General features: G+C 61.3%; 13 protein-coding genes and 1 tRNA gene. 12 read left to right on the forward strand and 2 right to left on the reverse strand.

Features of this window, described 5'->3' with window-relative positions; genetic code table 11:
- The first annotated feature begins 33 nt into the window (after positions 1 to 33).
- From MPJ51_RS02430 to MPJ51_RS02455, 6 genes are all read left to right on the forward strand, one after another.
- Positions 34 to 1407 (forward strand): TRAP transporter large permease subunit, encoded by a 1374-nt coding sequence (locus tag MPJ51_RS02430; protein ID WP_298381476.1) that lies wholly within the window; start codon positions 34 to 36, stop codon positions 1405 to 1407.
- 14 nt (positions 1408 to 1421) lie between these two features.
- Positions 1422 to 3104, forward strand: a complete 1683-nt coding sequence (gene dld / locus MPJ51_RS02435) for a D-lactate dehydrogenase (protein WP_298381395.1) — start codon at positions 1422 to 1424, stop codon at positions 3102 to 3104.
- 116 nt (positions 3105 to 3220) lie between these two features.
- Positions 3221 to 4300: a pyridoxal-phosphate dependent enzyme gene (locus tag MPJ51_RS02440; RefSeq protein ID WP_298381396.1), complete on the forward strand. Its 1080-nt coding sequence runs from the start codon at positions 3221 to 3223 to the stop codon at positions 4298 to 4300.
- Positions 4301 to 4590: 290 nt separating this feature from the next.
- Positions 4591 to 5943 carry an efflux RND transporter periplasmic adaptor subunit gene (locus MPJ51_RS02445; protein WP_298381397.1) on the forward strand — a complete coding sequence of 451 codons (1353 nt, stop codon included), beginning with the start codon at positions 4591 to 4593 and terminating at the stop codon, positions 5941 to 5943.
- 1 nt (position 5944) lies between these two features.
- Positions 5945 to 9031: an efflux RND transporter permease subunit gene (locus tag MPJ51_RS02450; RefSeq protein ID WP_298381398.1), complete on the forward strand. Its 3087-nt coding sequence runs from the start codon at positions 5945 to 5947 to the stop codon at positions 9029 to 9031.
- A gap of 317 nt (positions 9032 to 9348) precedes the next feature.
- Positions 9349 to 9433: transfer RNA gene (locus MPJ51_RS02455), tRNA-Leu, on the forward strand.
- Positions 9434 to 9448: 15 nt separating this feature from the next.
- Here MPJ51_RS02455 and MPJ51_RS02460 read toward each other — a convergent pair.
- Positions 9449 to 10066: a TetR/AcrR family transcriptional regulator gene (locus MPJ51_RS02460; RefSeq protein ID WP_298381399.1), complete on the reverse strand. Its 618-nt coding sequence runs from the start codon at positions 10064 to 10066 to the stop codon at positions 9449 to 9451.
- Positions 10067 to 10244: 178 nt separating this feature from the next.
- On the opposite strand from MPJ51_RS02460, the gene MPJ51_RS02465 reads away from it, so the two are divergent.
- The 6 genes from MPJ51_RS02465 to MPJ51_RS02490 all read left to right on the forward strand — a co-directional run bounded on the left by MPJ51_RS02465 (position 10245) and on the right by MPJ51_RS02490 (position 17266).
- Positions 10245 to 11174 carry an AEC family transporter gene (locus MPJ51_RS02465; protein WP_298381400.1) on the forward strand — a complete coding sequence of 310 codons (930 nt, stop codon included), beginning with the start codon at positions 10245 to 10247 and terminating at the stop codon, positions 11172 to 11174.
- A 103-nt stretch (positions 11175 to 11277) separates the two neighbouring features.
- Positions 11278 to 12111: an S-formylglutathione hydrolase gene (fghA, locus tag MPJ51_RS02470; RefSeq protein WP_298381401.1), complete on the forward strand. Its 834-nt coding sequence runs from the start codon at positions 11278 to 11280 to the stop codon at positions 12109 to 12111.
- A 3-nt stretch (positions 12112 to 12114) separates the two neighbouring features.
- Entirely contained in the window at positions 12115 to 13563 is a 1449-nt protein-coding gene (gene sthA / locus MPJ51_RS02475) for a Si-specific NAD(P)(+) transhydrogenase (RefSeq protein WP_298381402.1), read from the forward strand.
- Complete coding sequence (locus MPJ51_RS02480; protein ID WP_298381403.1) at positions 13560 to 14015, forward strand: YaiI/YqxD family protein; 456 nt, start codon at positions 13560 to 13562, stop codon at positions 14013 to 14015. The genes sthA and MPJ51_RS02480 overlap by 4 nt, the downstream gene beginning before the upstream one ends.
- A gap of 65 nt (positions 14016 to 14080) precedes the next feature.
- A complete protein-coding gene (mtnA, locus tag MPJ51_RS02485; RefSeq protein ID WP_298381404.1) occupies positions 14081 to 15175 on the forward strand; it encodes an S-methyl-5-thioribose-1-phosphate isomerase in 1095 nt (364 codons plus the stop codon).
- A 54-nt stretch (positions 15176 to 15229) separates the two neighbouring features.
- Positions 15230 to 17266 (forward strand): bifunctional aldolase/short-chain dehydrogenase, encoded by a 2037-nt coding sequence (locus tag MPJ51_RS02490; RefSeq protein WP_298381406.1) that lies wholly within the window; start codon positions 15230 to 15232, stop codon positions 17264 to 17266.
- Here the strand turns inward: MPJ51_RS02490 and MPJ51_RS02495 are convergent.
- Positions 17263 to 18504 (reverse strand): MFS transporter, encoded by a 1242-nt coding sequence (locus MPJ51_RS02495; protein ID WP_298381407.1) that lies wholly within the window; start codon positions 18502 to 18504, stop codon positions 17263 to 17265. The genes MPJ51_RS02490 and MPJ51_RS02495 overlap by 4 nt on opposite strands.
- Positions 18505 to 18627 lie beyond the last annotated feature (123 nt).

Below are 18627 nucleotides of genomic sequence, written 5' to 3' on the forward strand. Positions count from 1 at the left end.
GTCGAAACGACCGAGGAAAAGCTGGTCATCGCCATGTTCCTGACCTTCATCGCGTTGCTGTTCACCGGCTTCCCCGTCGCGTGGACGCTGGCCGGGGTGGGCGTGGCCTATTGCGGGCTCGCCTATCTGTTCGACAACGGCATGATGAACTGGACCGGGCTTGAGGAAACGCTGACCGGGCTGGATTACCTGACGCTGGGCGCGGTGGTGAACCGGGTCTATGCCACCATGTCGAACGCGGTTCTGGTCGCGTTGCCGATGTTCATCTTCATGGGCCTGATGCTGGACGAATCCGGTGTGGCCGAGCGTCTGATGTCCTCGATGCAGCGCCTGTTCGGCACGGTGCGCGGCGGGCTGGCGATCACGGTGACGATGATCGGCATCATTCTGGCTGCCTCGACCGGGATCATCGGCGCGTCTGTGGTGCTGCTGGGTGTGCTATCGCTGCCCTCGATGATGGAGCAGAAATACAGCCCCTCGCTGGCTGCTGGCGTTGTCAGCGCCTCGGGAACCCTGGGTATCCTGATCCCGCCGTCGATCATGCTGGTGATCATGGCCGATCAGATGGCCCTGTCGGTGGGCGACCTGTTCATGGCCGCCGTGTTCCCGGGTGTGATCATCGGCGCGCTGTATCTGACCTATATCTTCGTGATCGCCCTGATCAAACGCGACGTGGCCCCGGTGCCCGCAGACGCCAAACGTCCCGACTGGGCGGCGGTCAAGGACGTGCTGATTGCGGTGCTGCCAACGCTGGCGCTGATCCTCGCCGTGTTGGGGTCGATCTTTGCAGGGCTAACCACGCCGACCGAAGCCTCGGGCGTGGGCGCATTGGGCGCGACCCTGCTGGCCCTGGGATATCGCAAGCTGACTTTGGCCAAGTTGATCAACGTGCTGAAAGCCACCTTCAACACCACCGCCTATATCTTTGCGATCTTCCTGGGTGCGACCGTGTTCTCTTATGTCCTGCGCGAACTGGGCGGGGATGCGCTGATCGAGGATATGATCCATGGCACCGGGCTTGGCCCCAATGGCACCGTCTTCATGATCCTGTTCATCGTCTTCCTGCTGGGCTTTGTGTTGGACTGGATTGAGATCACGCTGATCGTCCTGCCTCTGATGCGCCCCATCGTGAACGGGCTGGGGCTGGATATCGACGGCTTTGGCGTCATCGACGAACCGGCGCTGGTGTGGTTCGTGATCCTTGTAGCGGTGACCCTTCAGACCTCGTTCCTGACACCGCCCGTGGGGTTTGCGCTATTCTACCTCAAAGGGGTCTGCCCGCCTGAGATCAAGCTGACCGATATCTACAAAGGGATCATCCCGTTCGTGATCCTGCAGCTGACCGGTCTGTTCTTTGTCTTCCTCTGGCCGCAACTGGCCACGTGGCTGCCCTCGGTCGCGTATTAACGGGGGGCTGTGGGATGACCGATGCCGAGCTGATCAAGCGTCTTCAGGCCATTTGCGGACGGCGGCGGGTGCTGACCTCGGCCCGCAGCACCCGCCGCTTTCGCCGCGGGTTCCGGTCGGGCGAAGGCGAGGCGCTGGCGGTGGTGCAACCCGCCACGCTGCTGGAACAATGGCAGGTGCTTCAGGCCTGCGTCGAGGCCGACAAGATCGTCATCATGCAGGCCGCCAATACCGGCCTGACCGAAGGCTCGACGCCCAAGGGCAGCTATGACCGCGATGTGGTGTTGATCAACACGCGGAAGATGGACGATCTGCACCTGATCAATGAAGGCAAGCAGGTGATCAGCTTTCCGGGCAGCACTCTGTTTGCGTTGGAAAAGTTGCTGGACCCGATTGGACGCCAGCCGCATTCGGTGATCGGCTCTTCGTGCATCGGGGCCTCGGTCGTGGGCGGGGTGTGCAACAACTCGGGCGGGTCGCTGGTTGAACGCGGTCCGTCCTATACCGAGCTGTCGCTTTATGCGCGCATCACGCAGGAGGGCGCGCTGGAGCTGGTCAATCATCTGGGTATCCATCTGGGTGACACGCCCGAAGAGATTCTGACCCGCCTGCAGGCTGGCGACTTCAGCGCTGCGGATATCGAAACCGACAACCGCAAGGCATCCGACACCGATTATGCCCGCCGGGTGCGCAATGTGGATGCCGACACCCCGGCCCGCTTTAATGCCGACAAATCCCGTCTGTATGAGGCCGCAGGCTGTGCAGGAAAACTGGCGGTTTTTGCGGTCCGGCTGGACACGTATCCCAAGAATGACAGCGAACGCACCTTCTATATCGGCGCGCAGGACACCGCCGCACTGACTGAGCTGCGCCGTCGCATCCTGTCAGAGTTCCAGACCCTGCCGGTCAGTGCCGAATACATGCATCAGGACGTGTTCGACATCTCCGACCGCTATGGCAAGGACACGATGGTGATGATCGACAAGTTGGGCACCGACCAGCTGCCCAGCTTCTTTGCGCTGAAAGGCGCGGTGGATGCGCGGTTGGAAGGCGTGCCCGGGCTGGCCAATTTCACCGACCGGTTCATGCAGTTTGCCATGCGGTTCTGGCCCGATATCCTGCCCCGCCGCATGCGAGCCTATCGAGCCCGTTTCCCGCATCACCTGATCCTGAAAATGCGCGATGGTGGCATTGCCGAGGCGCACACCTTGCTGACCGACATGGTGGCCGACGAAAAGCTGGACTTTTTCGAATGCGATGCTCGCGAGGCCAAGATCGCCGCCCTGCACCGCTTTGCCGCCGCCGGGGCCGCGATCCGCTACATGAAGGTCCACGCGCATGAGGTCGAAGACATCATCGCGCTGGACATCGCCCTGCGCCGCAACGATGTGAACTGGTTCGAGGAACTGCCCCCCGAGCTGTCGGATCAACTGGTCAGCAAGCTCTATTACGGGCATTTCATGTGCCATGTGCTGCATCAGGATTACATCGTGAAAAAGGGGGCCGACCCCAAGGCACTGAAGGCCGCGATGCTGGAGATTCTGGATCGCCGTGGTGCCGAATACCCCGCCGAGCACAATGTCGGCCACCTGTATGCCGCCAAACCCGATCTGGCCGCGTTCTACAAGTCGGTGGACCCGACAAACAGCATGAATCCCGGCATCGGCAAGATGTCCCGGAACAAGAATTACACGTGAGACGCCGGGCGATTGGCCCCGGAACCGCATCCTCGGCCATTGTCAAAGCAGCCGACCCATCCGACATATGCTAAAATCCGAACCCATGTGTTCGTACAATCATATGAGGACCCGCAATGACCGACGCAAAACTCAGAACCACATCGGGCAATGGCCGTATCTTTGACAGCGTGCTGGACACGATCGGGAACACGCCGACCATCCGCATCAACAATCTGGGGCCGAAGAACGTCGATCTGTTCGTAAAGTTCGAAGCGTTCAATCCCGCCGGGTCGGTCAAGGACCGCCTTGCGGTCAACATCATCGAAGCCGCCGAACGCAGCGGGGCATTGCAGCCCGGCCAGACCATTGTCGAAGCCACAAGCGGCAATACCGGGATCGGTCTGGCCATGGTCTGCGCGCAAAAGGGCTATCCGCTGGTGGTCACGATGGCTGAAAGCTTTTCAACCGAACGTCGACAATTGATGCGCATGATGGGGGCCAAGGTCATTCTGACACCCAAGGCCGAGAAAGGTTTTGGCATGTATCGCAAGGCGGTTGAACTGGCCCGGGAACATGGCTGGTTTCTGGCGCGTCAATTCGAAACCCAGGCCAACGCCGAAATCCACGCCGCAACAACCGCGCAGGAAATTCTGGGCGATTTCAAAGACACACGGCTGGACTACTTTGTGACGGGCTATGGCACCGGCGGAACCGTCACGGGCGTTGCGCGGGTCCTGCGAAACGAACGCCCCGACACAAGGATCATCCTGTCCGAACCCGCCAATGCGCAACTGGTCGGCAGCGGCATCGCCACCGAGCGCGGTGACGACAACAGCCCCTCGGCCAGCCACCCGGCCTTTGAACCGCATCCGATTCAGGGCTGGACCCCGGATTTCATCCCGTGGGTTTTGCAGGAAGCCGTCGACAACGCCTATTTCGACAGGCTGATCCCGGTACCCGGCCCGACCGGGGTGGAACAGGCGAAACAACTGGCCCGGCACGAGGGGATTCTGACCGGAATTTCCGGCGGCTCAACCTTCGCCGTGGCCTTGGACATCGCTGAAAATGCCGAACCCGGATCGGCCGTGCTGTGCATGTTGCCCGATACCGGCGAACGCTATCTGAGCACGCCTTTGTTTGACGATATCGCGGTTGAGATGACCGACGAGGAAATTGCGATATCGCGGTCAACGCCCAATTACCTCATCTCCTGACGCGCCGGGCTGAAAACAGCGGGCATTCGCAAGGCGTAACAGCGCCTTGCGTCCCCGTTGGTGGAAATCCGCCGAACGCGGCGACCCATTGGAAATCGGTTGCGCCGGGTCAGAAAATGCGAAAGGACCGCGACGGAATTGCCCCGACCACCCGTTTCAACGGGACCACCCGAGGAAACACCTGCATGACCACTCAGCATTTTTCGACCCGTTCCGGCTGAATTGCACCGGACCCGCCAATTTCGGCGACACTGTACCCCCTTATCCCCCTGACCACTGGACCCCCTTCCATGAACTTCCGCCCCCTTCTTGTTCTGCCACCCATTGCACTTGCGATTGCCGGGTTTGTCTTCATGACATCCGGCGAAACCGAAACCCCGCTGAAGGCGGAGGAGCCCACCGTGCCGGTGCGGGTGCTGGACGTGCAGGCGCAGACCCTGCCGGTGATCGCCACCGGCTATGGCCGGGTCGAGGCGGCCCGCAACTGGAGTGCGATTTCCGAGGTCGAAGGCCGTATTCTGAAACTGGCACCGGGTCTGGCCGAGGGCAGCATCGTCCGTGCCGGTGACGTTCTGGTCGAAATCGACCTGACCGATTACGAGATCGCCCGCCAGAAATCCCTGTCGAACATCGAAGCGGCCCGCGCCACTCTGCTGGAACTGGACCGCCGCGCGGAAAACACCGCCGCCCTGCTCGAGGTCGAACAGCGCATCCTTGAGGTGGCCGAGGCCGAACTGAACCGCAACAAAGCACTGGTCGAGCGGGGATCAAGCACGCAGGCGTCGCTGGATACCGCCGAAAAGACATTTCTGGCCCAAAGGGTATCCGTGCTGGATCTGCAGAACACACTGGACCTGTTCCCGGCCCAGCGTAACGCAGAAGAGGCAAATCTGGCCGTGCGTCAGGCCGAACTGGCCGAGGCCGAGCGCGCCATCGAAAAGGCGGTCATCCGCGCGCCCTATACCGGGCGCATTTCCGAGATGAATGTCGAGGCCGACCAGTTCGTCCGTGTCGGCGACAGCCTGTTGACGCTGGAAGGTCAGGAAGCCGCTGAAATCCTGACCGAATTGCAGCCCGAGGATTTCCGCCCGCTGCTTATCTCGGCAATGGCAGGGCAGCTTGGCGCCGAAGATCAACCCTCGGTCGATGAGCTGGTGGATTTGTTTCTGGACAGCGGGATTACCGCGCAGGTCAGCCTGATCGGCAGCGATCCGGGTGTGGCCCCATGGGATGGTCAAATTGTCCGCCTGCGGGGGGCCATGGACAGCGAAACCGGCGCCATGGGACTGATCGTGCGGGTTGATGATCCCTTTGCCAGCAACCCCCGCCTGCGCCGCCCGCCGCTGCTGGTAGGCACCTTCGTCAAGGTCACGTTCAGCCATCAGTCCGACACGCCCGGCATCGCTGTTCCCCGCAACGCGGTGCAGTATTCCGATACCGGCGCGCCCTTTGTCTATGTGGTGGATGCCGATACACGGCTGGATCAGCGCGAGATCGACATCAGCCATGTGGTGGAAAACGATGTCTTCATCCGGTCTGGCCTTGAACCGGGCGTGCAGCTGGTGCTGGGATCACCCCGCCCGCCAATCATCGGGCTGAAACTGACCTCGGTTCCGGTTTCCGCAGGCGTGGAGGTCAACTGAGATGATCTCGTATTTCATCCGCCATCCGGTGGCGGCCAACCTGTTGATGGTGCTGATGTGCATCCTCGGCGCTGTTGTCCTGTCCGATATCAAACGCGAAACCTTTCCCGAATTCACCGCCTCGCGCGTGGGGGTTTCGGTGTCCTATCCCGGTGCCTCGGCGCGGGATGTGGATGAACAGATCTGCAACCCGCTGGAAAAATCGCTGGCGGGCATTCCCGGGCTGGTCAAGCTGGAATGTCTTTCCATCGACGGGCGCGGTTCGGCCACGGCGGAATTGACCGAAGGCGGCGATATCGGCCAGTTCTTTAACGACATCCTGTCTGCCGTCTCGGGCGTCAACGATTTCCCCAGCGATGCCGAATCCCCGGCGGTCGAGATCCTCGCCCGCAACGATCTGGTCGCGCTGGTCGCGATCACCGGCGTCAATGGCAAGCAGGGTCTGATCGAATATGCCGACGTGCTTGCCGATAAGCTGCTGGCAGTCGACGGGGTGGCCGAGGCCAGCGTCTCGGGCGTGACCGACCGCGAATTGCAGGTCACGTTCGATCAGGATGCGCTTTATCGTTTTGGCCTGTCCAGCCGCGACATTGCCGACGCCATCAGCGCCCGCAGCCTGACGCAACCTTTGGGCGAGGTTGATCTGAACGAAAGCAGCTATGTGCTGCGCTATACCGATGTGCGCCGCTCGATCGCCGACCTGGAAGACCTGATCATCCTGCAAAACGACAATGGCGCGGTTGTCCGGCTGCGCGATCTGGGTCAGGTGCGCCCGGTCGACAAGGATGAAAACACTGAATCCTTCCTCAACGGTCAGCAGGCGGCGATCATCTCGATCTCGAAGGCCAAGGCGGATGACAGCATCCGGGTGTTTGAGGCGGTCAACATGGTGCTGACGGCCGAACAGGCCCGCTATCCCGCGCCGTTCCGTATCGAAGTGATCAACAACACCACCGAACTGGTCGCCGAACGGCTGCAACTGATCCTCAGCAATATCGCCATGGGGCTGGTGCTGGTCTTTGGCACCATGTGGCTGTTCTTTTCGCTGCGCGAGGCGCTGTGGATCTCGGTCGCCCTGCCGGTGTCGTTCCTCGGCACCCTGTTCGTGATGAGTGTGACCGGCGTCACCATCAACATGATCACGCTGGTCGGCCTGCTGATGGCTGTTGGCCTGATCATGGACGATTCCATCGTCATCGCGGAAAACATCGACAAATGGCGCCGCCGTACCGGCCCGGTCGAGGCCGCCGTCAAGGGCACGATGGAGGTGATGCCCGGGGTTCTGTCCTCTTTCCTGACCACCGCCTGCGTCTTTGGTCCGCTGATGTTTGTGGCCGGACAGATGGGGCAGGTTCTGCGCTATATCCCGATTGTGCTGCTGATCACGCTAGCCCTGTCGCTGGTCGAAGGCTTCCTGATCCTGCCGCATCACCTCAGCCACGCGGGCACCACGCCCGGTGAACACAAGAACCGCCGCGCCGCCCGCTGGTTGGAGGCGCTGAAGGAAGGCGTGGTTCTGCCGGTGGCGAGCCGTCTTGTGCGCTGGCGCTATCTGACGGCGGGGTCGGTCGTGGGCGTGTTCATCCTGACCATCGGTCTGGTTGCATCGGGTACCGTCAAGGTGATCGGCTTTCCGGCAACCGAAAGCGATACCGTCGTGGCTCGGCTGTCGCTGACCTCGGGCATCGCACGCGAACGGACCATCGAAACGGTTGATCAATTGGTGGCCGCGCTGGATGTGGTCAACGCCGAACACAGCCCCAATACCCAAGGCGCTGCGCCGCTGGTGAAACGGGTGCTGGTCGAATACGGGGTAAACTCCGAGGTCAACGACAATGGCGCCAATACCGCCACCATCACCGTTGATTTGCTGGAAAGCTCGTTGCGCAATATCAAGGCCGATGACGTGCTGCTGGCCTGGCGCAACGCCGCGCCGCCCCTGCCGGACATGGTGCAGGCCAGCTTTGCCCAATCCGATCTTGGCCCTGCCGGGTTCGATCTGGATGTGGAACTGACCAGCTATGATCTTGAGGAACTGGAGGCCGCGTCCGAAGACCTGCAGCGCGCCCTGCTGCAACGCGAAGACGTGGTCGAGGCCCATCAGGATTTCTATGGCGGTCGGCAAGAGGTGCAACTGGCTCTCAACACCTATGGCTATTCCGTCGGCCTGACGCCCGAGGTGCTGGCCAACCAGCTGCGCACCGCTTTCGAAGGGATCGAGACCGACAGTTTCCGCGCCCTGCAATCCGATCAGACGGTGCGGGTCAAGCTGGACCGCACGCTCAGCAGTCTGACGGATATCGAGCAATTCCCCATCTCGGTCGGCGACGGCAAGCAGGTGGCGCTGGCCCGGATCGCCGATCTGACGCTGGCGCGCGGCTATCCGACGATCACCCGCAAGGACGGTCAGGCGCTGGCCCGCATTCAGGGCCAGATCGACCGCAGCGCCACCACCTCGTCCGCGATCTCGAAGGTCGTGACAGATGAACTGGGGCCAGAGCTGCGGACGAAATATCCCGGGCTTGAGATCGGCATCGCCGGGGCGACGGCGGAACAGAACGAATCCATTTCATCCCTTGCAACGTTGATGATGCTGGGGCTGATCGGGGTCTACATGATCCTGGCGTTCCAGTTCCGGTCCTATACGCTGCCCGTCGTGATCATCACATCCGTCCCGTTTGCGCTGATCGGCACGATTTTGGCGCATTGGGGATTGGGGGTCGATATCTCGATGCCCTCGCTGATCGGTTTTGCTTCGCTAGCCGGAATCGTGGTCAACAACGCGATCCTGTTCATGACCTTCTTTGAAAGTCATCTTGACGGGGACAACTACGAAACCGCCGCCCTGAACGCGGTGCGCGAGCGGTTCCGGCCGATCCTGCTGTCTTCGATGACGACCTTCGCAGGGCTGGTGCCGATCATGGCCGACAGCAGCCCGCAGGTGCAGACGCTGGTGCCCATGGCAATCTCGGTGGCCTTCGGTCTGCTGGCCTCGGTGGTCATGGTCACGCTGATCTTCCCGGCGCTGATGTCGATCTATTTCGACATCTTCAACGTGCGCCGCTGGGCCGGTCAGTTCCAGAACTGACCCCTTTTGCCGCGCGCGGGTTTTGAACCTGCGCGCGGCACCGACCTGTCAGATTTTCTGGTACATTTGTTGAAACGCGCGCGTTTGCTATGGCTGCCGAGCCCGAGCAACCCGATGCACCGCATTGCTCAACATTTGATTTGGATACGTTTTGGAATGCGTCCGATGCCCCCCGATGCGGCGCTTGAGGATTGAACTGGCGTCACCAGCTGTCAGGGATCACGACAACATTCTTTGAGGCAAACTGCATTTCCCTCTCGCACTCGAAGACAAGCTTTGTTATTGACCGCGACATTCCGATGCAGAGGCATCAGGTTGCGGGTGTGGCGAAATTGGTAGACGCACCAGATTTAGGTTCTGGCGCCGCAAGGCGTGGGGGTTCAAGTCCCTCCACCCGCACCACAAATTCCAGTCGCATCAAACCCCATAGCGCGCCATGAACATGTCGACGGCCTGTTGGGCGACCTCGTCAATCTCTTCCTGGGTAAAACTGGTCTGAATGCCAAAGGCCGCGCGGTTCCAGATGCGGACCTTGCACAGCTCGGACAGCTGCGCGGCGGCGATATCGACGTCGTCAATAGCCAGCTCCCCCTTGGCGACGGCTTTTTCCAGATAAGCCGCCATGTGGCACTGACCGTTCTTGGGGCCGGATTGATAGAACGCATGACCCAGTTCGGGAAACCGGTCGCGCTCGGCCACGCAGATGCGAAAGACCTGCTGTGCGAAATCCGAAACCAGAAAAGCGGCAAGCTGCGTCGCTGCGATGGTCAGAACCTCTCGCGCCGGTTTGGTTTCATCAATCATTGAAATCACCCGGTCCGCCATGCGGCTGCATTCGGTTTGCGCCACCTCTATGAACAGCAGGCGTTTATCGGGGAAATAACTGTACAGGGTTGCCTTGGACACAGCTGCGGCGCGGGCGATGTCATCGACACTTGCGCCTTCGAACCCATCCGCCATGAACACCTCTCGGGCGCCGCGCAGGACCTGATCGAATTTTCGGCCAGTGCGCAGAATGGTGTCGGCTTGGGTCATGTCGTCTCCTGGCTTGGGCTATGCATCGAATTTATAAACCGCTTGGTTCAGTTTCAACGATTCGCACATGGGAAAGCCGGTGACAATCCGGTGTTCGTCAAAGAACTTGTCCGTTGTGGTTGAATCTCACCCTCTGCCAAACCTTGCAGCGAAGGCAATCCGTGCTACGACATGGACCATGGTCGAGATCTTTCTGCGCACCCTGCCCTTTTTCGCAATCATCGGCCTGGGATACGGTGCCGGGCGCAGTCGGTTTTTCCCACCCGAAGCGACGGCCTATCTGACCAAATTCGTATTCTTCTTTGCCCTGTCCGCGATGCTGTTTCGCTTTGCGGCCACCCTGCCCTTTGATGCAATCTTCAACGGACGGCTGATGATCGGCTATCTGATCGGCACTGCTGGCGTCTACGCATTGGCGACGCTGGTGGCCTATCTGCGCGGGCTCGACATTCCGACTGCGGCGGTCGAGGCCCAATGCGCCGCCATCGGCAATGTGGGATTTCTGGGCCTGCCAATGCTGGCGCTTTTGTTTTCCGAGGCCGCCATCGGTCCGGTGATGCTGGTCCTGACGGTGGATCTTGTGGTGTTCTCTTCGCTGATCGTGATCCTGATCAATGGAGGTCGGGAAGGGCGGCTCAGCCTTGGAACCTTGCGCCAGATCGGGATCGGATTGCTGAAGAACCCGATGATCCTGTCGATCTCGGCCGGGTTGATCTGGTCCGCCCTGCGCATACCAGTGCCTGCGCCGCTGGGCGATTTCCTGACCATTCTGGGCGGCGCAGCCACGCCCGGCGCTTTGTTCGCCATCGGTGCCTCACTGGCGGGGAAATCGGCGGAACGGGTGCAGGTTGCTGGGTGGCTGAGCCTATGCAAGCTGGTCATCCATCCCCTATGCGTTGCGGTGATGGTGCTGTGGCTGATGCCAATCGCCACCTTTCCTGCCGCCGTTGTCATCGCGGCCGCTGCGCTGCCAGTGGCAGGCAACGTCTATATGCTGGCCGCCCATTATGGCGTCGCGCCGCAACGCGCCTCGGCGGCGATCCTGCTGTCGACCATGGCCAGCATCCTGACCGTGCCGCTGTTCATCGGCTGGGTCGGCGCGCCCTGATCTTCACCTTTTCGAAAAATACTCCCGCCGGAGGCGCCCGGACTTTACGTCCGGGCTGTGGGCCGTTAGCCATGGCTGAAACCCATTGCAAGGATAAAGCCAGATGGAAACCCTTTCGGAAAATGCCTGTTTTGGCGGCGTGCAGGGCGTGTATCGCCACAAATCCTCGGCCTGTAACTGCGATATGACCTTTGGCCTGTTTCTGCCGGCCGAGGCCAAAGACGGTCCGGTGCCGGTCCTGTGGTACCTCTCTGGCCTGACCTGCACCCATGAAAACGCCATGACCAAGGCGGGCGCGCAAAGCTGGGCCGCCGAACAGGGCATCGCGCTGGTCTTCCCCGACACCTCACCGCGCGGCGAAGGCGTGGCCGATCACGACGATTACGATCTGGGTCAGGGCGCGGGGTTCTACGTCAATGCCACCCAAGACCCCTGGGCGCCGCATTTCCAGATGTGGAATTACGTGGCCGAGGAACTGCCCGCCCTGCTGGCTGAAAACTTTGCCATCGACGCGGATCGTCAGGCCATCACCGGCCATTCCATGGGCGGCCACGGCGCGCTGACATTGGCGATGAACCTGCCGGGTCGGTTCCGCTCGGTGTCGGCCTTCGCGCCGATTTCCAACCCGACGCAAACCGATTGGGGCCGCAAGCAGCTAGGCGCCTATCTGGGCGGTGATGAGGCCACATGGGCCAAGCACGATTCCACTTTGCTGATGAAGGAAAAGGGCTTTGACGGTCCGATCCTGATCGACACCGGCACCGACGATCAGTTCATCGACCTGTTGCAGCCCGAAGCCCTGGCGCAGGCGATTGCCGAACGTCGTCAACAGGCCATTTACCGGATGCAACCGGGCTATGATCACTCCTACTATTTCGTGTCCACCTTCATGGAGGATCACGTGACCTTCCACGCCGAGGCGCTGTACGGAGACTGATGCATGAGCACATATGATTATGACCTGATCATCATCGGCTCGGGTCCTTCGGGGCGGTCGGCGGCGATACAGGCGGGCAAGCTGCAGCGCCGGGTGCTGGTCATCGACCGCAAGGACCGGTTTGGCGGGGTGTCGGTGCATACCGGCACGATCCCGTCGAAAACCCTGCGCGAAACCGTGCTGAACCTGTCGGGCTGGCGTGAACGCAGTTTTTACGGGCGCTCCTACCGGGTCAAGGATCAGATCCGGGCCGAGGACCTGAAAGCGCGCCTGCACATGACGCTGGATCACGAGGTTGATGTGCTGGAACACCAGTTCAACCGCAACCATGTCGAGACGATGAACGGCCTCGCCCGGTTCCTTGGCCCGCATGAGGTTGAGGTCGCGACCGATGCGGGCGAGACCACCCGCCTGACCGCCGCCAAATTCCTGATTGCCACCGGCACCCGCACCTACCGGCCCGATTACGTGCCCTTCAATGGCAAGACGGTCGTCGATGGCGACGACTTCCTTGAGATGGAGGAAATCCCCCGCTCGCTTTGTGTGATTGGGGCCGGGGTGATCGGGGTGGAATATGCCACGATGTTCGCAGCACTGGATGTGCGGGTGACGCTGATCGAACCGCGCGACAGCTTTCTGGATTTCATCGATAAGACGCTGATCCACGATTTCACTCATCAGATCCGCGAAAACGGGGTCGATCTGCGCCTCGGCGCGGCTGTTGAAAAAATCGAGGACGCGGGCGCACATGTCGAGGTCACACTGGACAACGGGCGTCACGTGCGGGCCGAAATGCTGCTGTTCGCGGCCGGTCGTATGGGCGCCACCGCTGCGCTGAACCTGGAGGCGGTCGGGATCGAAACCGACCACCGCAACCGGATCAGCGTGGATCGCAAGACCTATCAGACCTCGGTGCCGCATATCTATGCCACCGGCGATGTGATCGGGCACCCCTCACTGGCGTCAACTTCGCTGCAGCAGGGTCGTGTTGCCGCCTGTCACGCGCTGGAAACCCCCACCCTGCCGGAAAGTCCGTGGTATCCGTATGGGATCTATTCCGTCCCCGAAATCTCGACCTGCGGCATGTCCGAGGAAGAACTGCAGGAGCGCGGCATCCCCTATGAGGTCGGCGTGGCGCGATTCCGCGAAACCTCGCGCGGGCATATCATGGGGCTGGAGCACGGCATGCTGAAGATGCTGTTTTCCCTGAAAACCCGCCGGGTTCTGGGGGTGCAGATCGTCGGCGAAGGCGCGACCGAGCTGATCCATATCGCGCAGGCGGTGCTGAACCTGAAAGGTACGGTGGATTACTTCGTGCAGAACACGTTCAACTATCCGACCCTGGCCGAGGCCTATAAGATCGCCGGTCTGGACGCGTTCAACCGGATGCCGATCCCGGACGAGTTCAAGGTGAAGAAGAAACCCGCCAAAACAGCGGCAAAAAGCGCGTGACGACCCTCTATGTCGATGGCGATGCCTGCCCGGTAAAGCCCGAGGCCGAACGTGTAGCGACCCGGCACAAGGTGCCGATGGCGTTGGTGTCGAATGGTGGGTTGCGGCCTTCGGCAAACCCTCTGGTACAGGTGGTCATCGTCGCCGAAGGCGCGGATGAGGCGGATAAGTGGATCGCCGAACGCTGCGGTGCGGGCGACGTGGTGGTGACTTCGGACATCCCGCTGGCGGCGAAATGCGTCGAGGCCGGTGCGCGCGTCCTGCGCCCGAATGGTGAGGCATTCACGGCGGCCAATATCGGTCAGCAACTGGCGATGCGTGATCTGATGGCCGATCTGCGCGCCGCCAACCCCTTGGGCGCTGGGGGTGGCGGCAAACCCTTCGGCAAGGCCGACCGGTCGCGGTTTCTGGATGCGCTGGAACGGGAATTGCGGGCGGCAAAACGCGGATAAGGCTTCAAAATCATCGCCGACATTGCCAAGATCAACCCAACGCATTCGATTTGGGAGATCACATTATGAAAGTGAAGGGCGAACATTACCGTTCGATCTGGTGGGACAAACCGGCGGGTGAGGTGCGGATCATCGACCAGCGCTGGCTGCCGCATGAGTTCCGCATCGTGACCCTGAAAACCCTCGAAGACTTCGCAACCGCGATCCGCGACATGTGGGTCCGGGGCGCGCCGCTGATCGGGGCAACTGCGGCCTTTGGCATGGCCGAGCAGATGAGCCGTGACAGTTCGGACACCGCGTTTGATTACGCCTATCAGGTTCTGATTGCCACGCGGCCGACGGCGATAAACCTGAAATGGGCGCTGGACCGGTGTCGCGACGTTCTGATGCCATTGTCACCAAGTGATCGCGCGGATCGCGCCTGGGCGTTGGCACAGGAGGTTGCTGATGAGGATGTTGAGATCAACGCCTCTATCGGGCGTCATGGGCTGGATTTGATCCGCAAGATCGCCGCCGAAAAACCGGCAGGGGAACCCGTGCGCCTGCTGACCCATTGCAACGCCGGATGGCTGGCCACGGTGGACTGGGGCACCGCCACCAGCCCGATGTATCATGCGCATGAGGCCGGGATTCCGGTCGAGATTTGGGTTGATGAAACCCGCCCCCGCAATCAGGGCGCGCTGACCTCGTGGGAGCTTGGCGAACATGGCATCCCTAACCGTTACATCGTCGATAATGCGGGGGGGCATCTGATGCAGCACGGGCTGGTTGATGCGGTCATCACCGGCACCGACAGGACCACTGCGCAGGGTGATGTGTGCAACAAGATCGGCACCTACCTGAAGGCTCTGGCCGCCCGGGACAACGGGGTGCCGTTTTACGTCGCCCTGCCCTCGCCCACCATCGATTGGACGGTGCGGGACGGTGTGGCCGAAATCCCCATCGAAGAGCGCGACCCGCGTGAGGTGACACATGTTCTGGGCGTCGGCGACGCCGGTGCAATCGCCGATGTGCAGGTAACGCCGGACGGCACCGAGGGCGGCAATCCCGCCTTTGACGTCACCCCCAACCGGCTGGTCACCGGCCTGATCACCGAGCGTGGTGTGTGTGATGCCTCGGCCGAGGGGCTGGCGGCGCTGTTCCCGGACCGGGTTGGTTAACGGTTTCTTAAGCCCCGCGCGGGATAGGTCGCGAGAGTTCAAAAGGCGAAGACGATGATTGAAAACTGGTATGTCCCCGAGGACGCGCAGAACTGGCGCCGCGATGCGGGCGCTGACCCCGCCGATCAGGAATTGGGCGAGCGTGTTTATACCTCGCGGCTGATCGGGCAGAACCCCGATCTGCTGATGCATGGTGGCGGCAATACCTCGGTCAAGCTGGAGCGGCCGGACCTGTTCGGTCAGATGCAGCGGGTTTTGCATGTGAAGGGCTCGGGCTGGGATCTGGACACGATCCAAGCGCCGGGCCTGCCGGGGGTCTGGCTTGATCCGCTGATGAAACTCCGCACGCTGGAGCGACTGTCGAATTTCGACATGGTCAACATCCAGCGGGCGAACTTGCTGGATTCCGGCTCTCCCAACCCATCGGTTGAAACGCTGCTGCATGCGTTTTTGCCGCATAAATACGTGGACCACACCCACGCCACCCCGTTTCTGGTTCTGGCCAACCTGCCCAATGCCGCCGAGGTTTGCCGAGAGATTTTTGGCGACCGGCTGGGCATCGTGCCTTACATCATGCCGGGCTTTGGTCTGGCCAAAAAAGCCGCCGAGGTTTTCGACGAAAACCCCGAGGTCGAGGGGCTGCTGCTGTTGCAGCACGGGCATTTCACCTTTGGCGCGACGGCGCAGGAAAGCTATGACAAGATCGTCGCACATACCAACGAGGTTGCGGCCTATTTCGGGATGCAGGACCTGACGCCCTTGGGCCTGCGCGAACCCGCCAAAGGGCTGGACGTTCTGCCCACCCTGCGCGGTGTCATCGCCGAGATTGCGGCGGATCGCGACGACCCAATGCCGGTCTTCGATCTTCGTAACGGGCCGCAGGTGCTGGAATTCTTCAACCGCCCGGATGTGGAGGCATTGGCGGCGCGCGGCATGGCCTCACCCGATCATGTGTTGCGTACCAAGGGGTGTCCGCTTGTGCTGCGGGCCGAGGATCTGTCAGGCGGGCGCGCGCGGATCAAGGAGAAGGTGGAAGATTTCGCCAAGACCTACCGCGCCTATTTCGACCGGCAAGCAGTGCAGGCGGATGAACCCAAGAAAATCCTCTCGGTCGATCCTAAACACGCCTGGATCGAAGGTGTGGGTGTTGTCGGTATGGGGCCAAACGCCAAGGCGGCCTCGATTGCCGCTGATCTGGCCGAGCAGAACCTGCGGGTGCGCGCGGTTGGCGAGGATGCGGGCGGGTATTATCCGCTGGAGGAAAAGGACCGGTTCGATTGCGAATACTGGTCGCTGGAGCAGGCAAAGCTGGGCAAAAGCACCCCGCCAGCCTTTCAGGGCCGGGTCGTGATGATCACCGGCGGCGCAGGCGCTATCGGGCTGGCGACTGCCAAAGCATTCGCCAGCAAGGGAGCCAATATTCTGCTGGTGGACCGGGATGCCGTGGCGCTGGAACAGGCGGTCAAAGCGCTGGGGCCGTGGCATGCCTCATTCGCTTGCGACATCACCGAAAAGGGCGCGGCAGAGGCCGCGATGCAAGCTGCCGTTCACCGGTTCGGCGGGCTGGATATCCTCGTCTCGAACGCAGGCACGGCCACCGGAGGGGCGATGCTGGACCTTTCGGATGACGATTTCCGCGCCGCGTTCGAGTTGAATTTCTTTGCCCACAAATCCTTTGCCCTTGAAGCCGCCCGTGTGATGCAGGCCCAGGGCCGGGGTGGGCAGGTTCTGTTCAACATCTCGAAACAGGCGGTCAATCCGGGTCGGAACATGGGGGCCTATGGCACGCCCAAGGCGGCGACGGCGTTCCTGCTGCGCCAGCTGACGCTGGAACTGGCCGAGATGGGCATTCGGGTGAACGGGGTGAACGCCGACCGCATCCGGTCGGGCCTGTTGACTGATGATTTCATCGCCAAACGCTCTAAGGCGCGCGGGGTGAGCGAAGAGGTCTATATGGCGGGCAACCTGCTGGGGCGTGAGGTGGAGGCAACCCATGTGGCCGACGCCTTTGTGGCGCTGGCGCAGATGGAACGCACCACCGGCCACATCATGACTGTGGATGGCGGCAATACCGAGGCCGAACTGCGTTAGGATGCAGCGGCGACTGCCGGTCGGCTTTCGCGGATCGGCAGATGCACGATGGCGCTGAATGCGCCGATGGCGACGCCGATCCACCAGACCATGGTGTAATCGCCGTATTGATCATACATGCGCCCGCCTAGCCAGACGCCCAGAAAACTGCCGATTTGGTGGCTGAGAAAGATGATCCCGTAGAGCGTGCCCATGTAACGCAGTCCGTAGAGATGGGCGACAAGGCCCGAGGTCAGCGGCACGGTGGCCAGCCATAGCGAACCCATGACCAGCGAAAACGCGATGACCGAAAGCGGCGTGATCGGAAAGACGATGAACGCCGCTGCGGCCAGAGTGCGGCCCGTGTAAACCGCTGCAAGCAGGTATTTCTTGGGAAAGCGGTTGCCCAGCCAGCCCGCCAGCAGGGTACCTCCGATATTGGCCAGGCCGATCAGTGAAATCGAAAGCGCCCCAAGGGCAGAGGTTGTGGTGATTCCGATGGAGTGCAACACCCCGCCGGGTTGAATGGGCCCGCACATCTCGGTCACGAAGGCGGGGAAATGGGCGGTGACGAAGCCAAGCTGATAGCCGCAGCTGAAGAAGCCCAGAAAGATCAGCGCATAAGACGGGTCGCGGAACGCTTTGCCCAGAATCTGTCCCATGCTTTCTTCCAGCTCGGCCCGGCTGACCTGCTGCGGTGCCCGCATGAACGGAAGTGTCAGAATCAGCGCCAGAATGGCGACAGCGAAGATGATAAAGACCTGTTGCCAGGGCAGGAAACTCAGCAGCCATTCCGCCGTGGGTGCCCCGATCACCTGGCCAAAACTGCCCGCAGCGGTGACAATCGCCAGCGACATAGACCGGTTTTGATCTGATGAGGCCCGCCCGACCACGGCCAAAATCACACCGAACCCGGTGCCCGCAATGCCGAAACCCACCAGCCACGCATATAGCTGGTGCCCAAAGGGCGTGACCGACCAGGCCGACAGCACCATACCTGCGGCGTAGGTCAAAGCGCCCAGAATGATGGCACGGCGATCTCCGACCTTTTCGGCGATAGCGGCAAAGATCGGCTGGCCTATACCCCAGGCCAGATTCTGGATCGCGATTGCCATCGAAAAGTCGGAGCGCAGCCAGCCGAACTCATCTGCGATGGGAATTTGAAACACTCCGAATGACGCGCGCACGGCAAAGCTGACCGTGATGATGATACATGCGACGATCAGAACCGGGTTCAATAGACGTGCCGTCTGCGGCATGGGGCCTCCGCTTTGAGTGTGTGAAAATTACCGGGAAGGTGCGGTTCGTCAATTCAGGAGTTTTGCGATCACGCGTCACCAAATTTGATGGGTCACGGAATTGTCTGCTTTTCAAGGGGCTAT

The sequence above is a fragment of the Ruegeria sp. genome (genome assembly GCF_028066395.1).
Taxonomy (GTDB): Bacteria; Pseudomonadota; Alphaproteobacteria; order Rhodobacterales; family Rhodobacteraceae; genus Ruegeria.

Coding starts and splice junctions, on each gene's coding strand:
- MPJ51_RS02430 (WP_298381476.1), top strand. CDS start 34: ATGTTCCTGACCTTCATCGCGTTGCTGTTCACCGGCTTCCCCGTCGCG.
- dld (WP_298381395.1), top strand. CDS start 1,422: ATGACCGATGCCGAGCTGATCAAGCGTCTTCAGGCCATTTGCGGACGG.
- MPJ51_RS02440 (WP_298381396.1), top strand. CDS start 3,221: ATGACCGACGCAAAACTCAGAACCACATCGGGCAATGGCCGTATCTTT.
- MPJ51_RS02445 (WP_298381397.1), top strand. CDS start 4,591: ATGAACTTCCGCCCCCTTCTTGTTCTGCCACCCATTGCACTTGCGATT.
- MPJ51_RS02450 (WP_298381398.1), top strand. CDS start 5,945: ATGATCTCGTATTTCATCCGCCATCCGGTGGCGGCCAACCTGTTGATG.
- MPJ51_RS02460 (WP_298381399.1), bottom strand. CDS start 10,066: ATGACCCAAGCCGACACCATTCTGCGCACTGGCCGAAAATTCGATCAG.
- MPJ51_RS02465 (WP_298381400.1), top strand. CDS start 10,245: ATGGTCGAGATCTTTCTGCGCACCCTGCCCTTTTTCGCAATCATCGGC.
- fghA (WP_298381401.1), top strand. CDS start 11,278: ATGGAAACCCTTTCGGAAAATGCCTGTTTTGGCGGCGTGCAGGGCGTG.
- sthA (WP_298381402.1), top strand. CDS start 12,115: ATGAGCACATATGATTATGACCTGATCATCATCGGCTCGGGTCCTTCG.
- mtnA (WP_298381404.1), top strand. CDS start 14,081: ATGAAAGTGAAGGGCGAACATTACCGTTCGATCTGGTGGGACAAACCG.
- MPJ51_RS02490 (WP_298381406.1), top strand. CDS start 15,230: ATGATTGAAAACTGGTATGTCCCCGAGGACGCGCAGAACTGGCGCCGC.
- MPJ51_RS02495 (WP_298381407.1), bottom strand. CDS start 18,504: ATGCCGCAGACGGCACGTCTATTGAACCCGGTTCTGATCGTCGCATGT.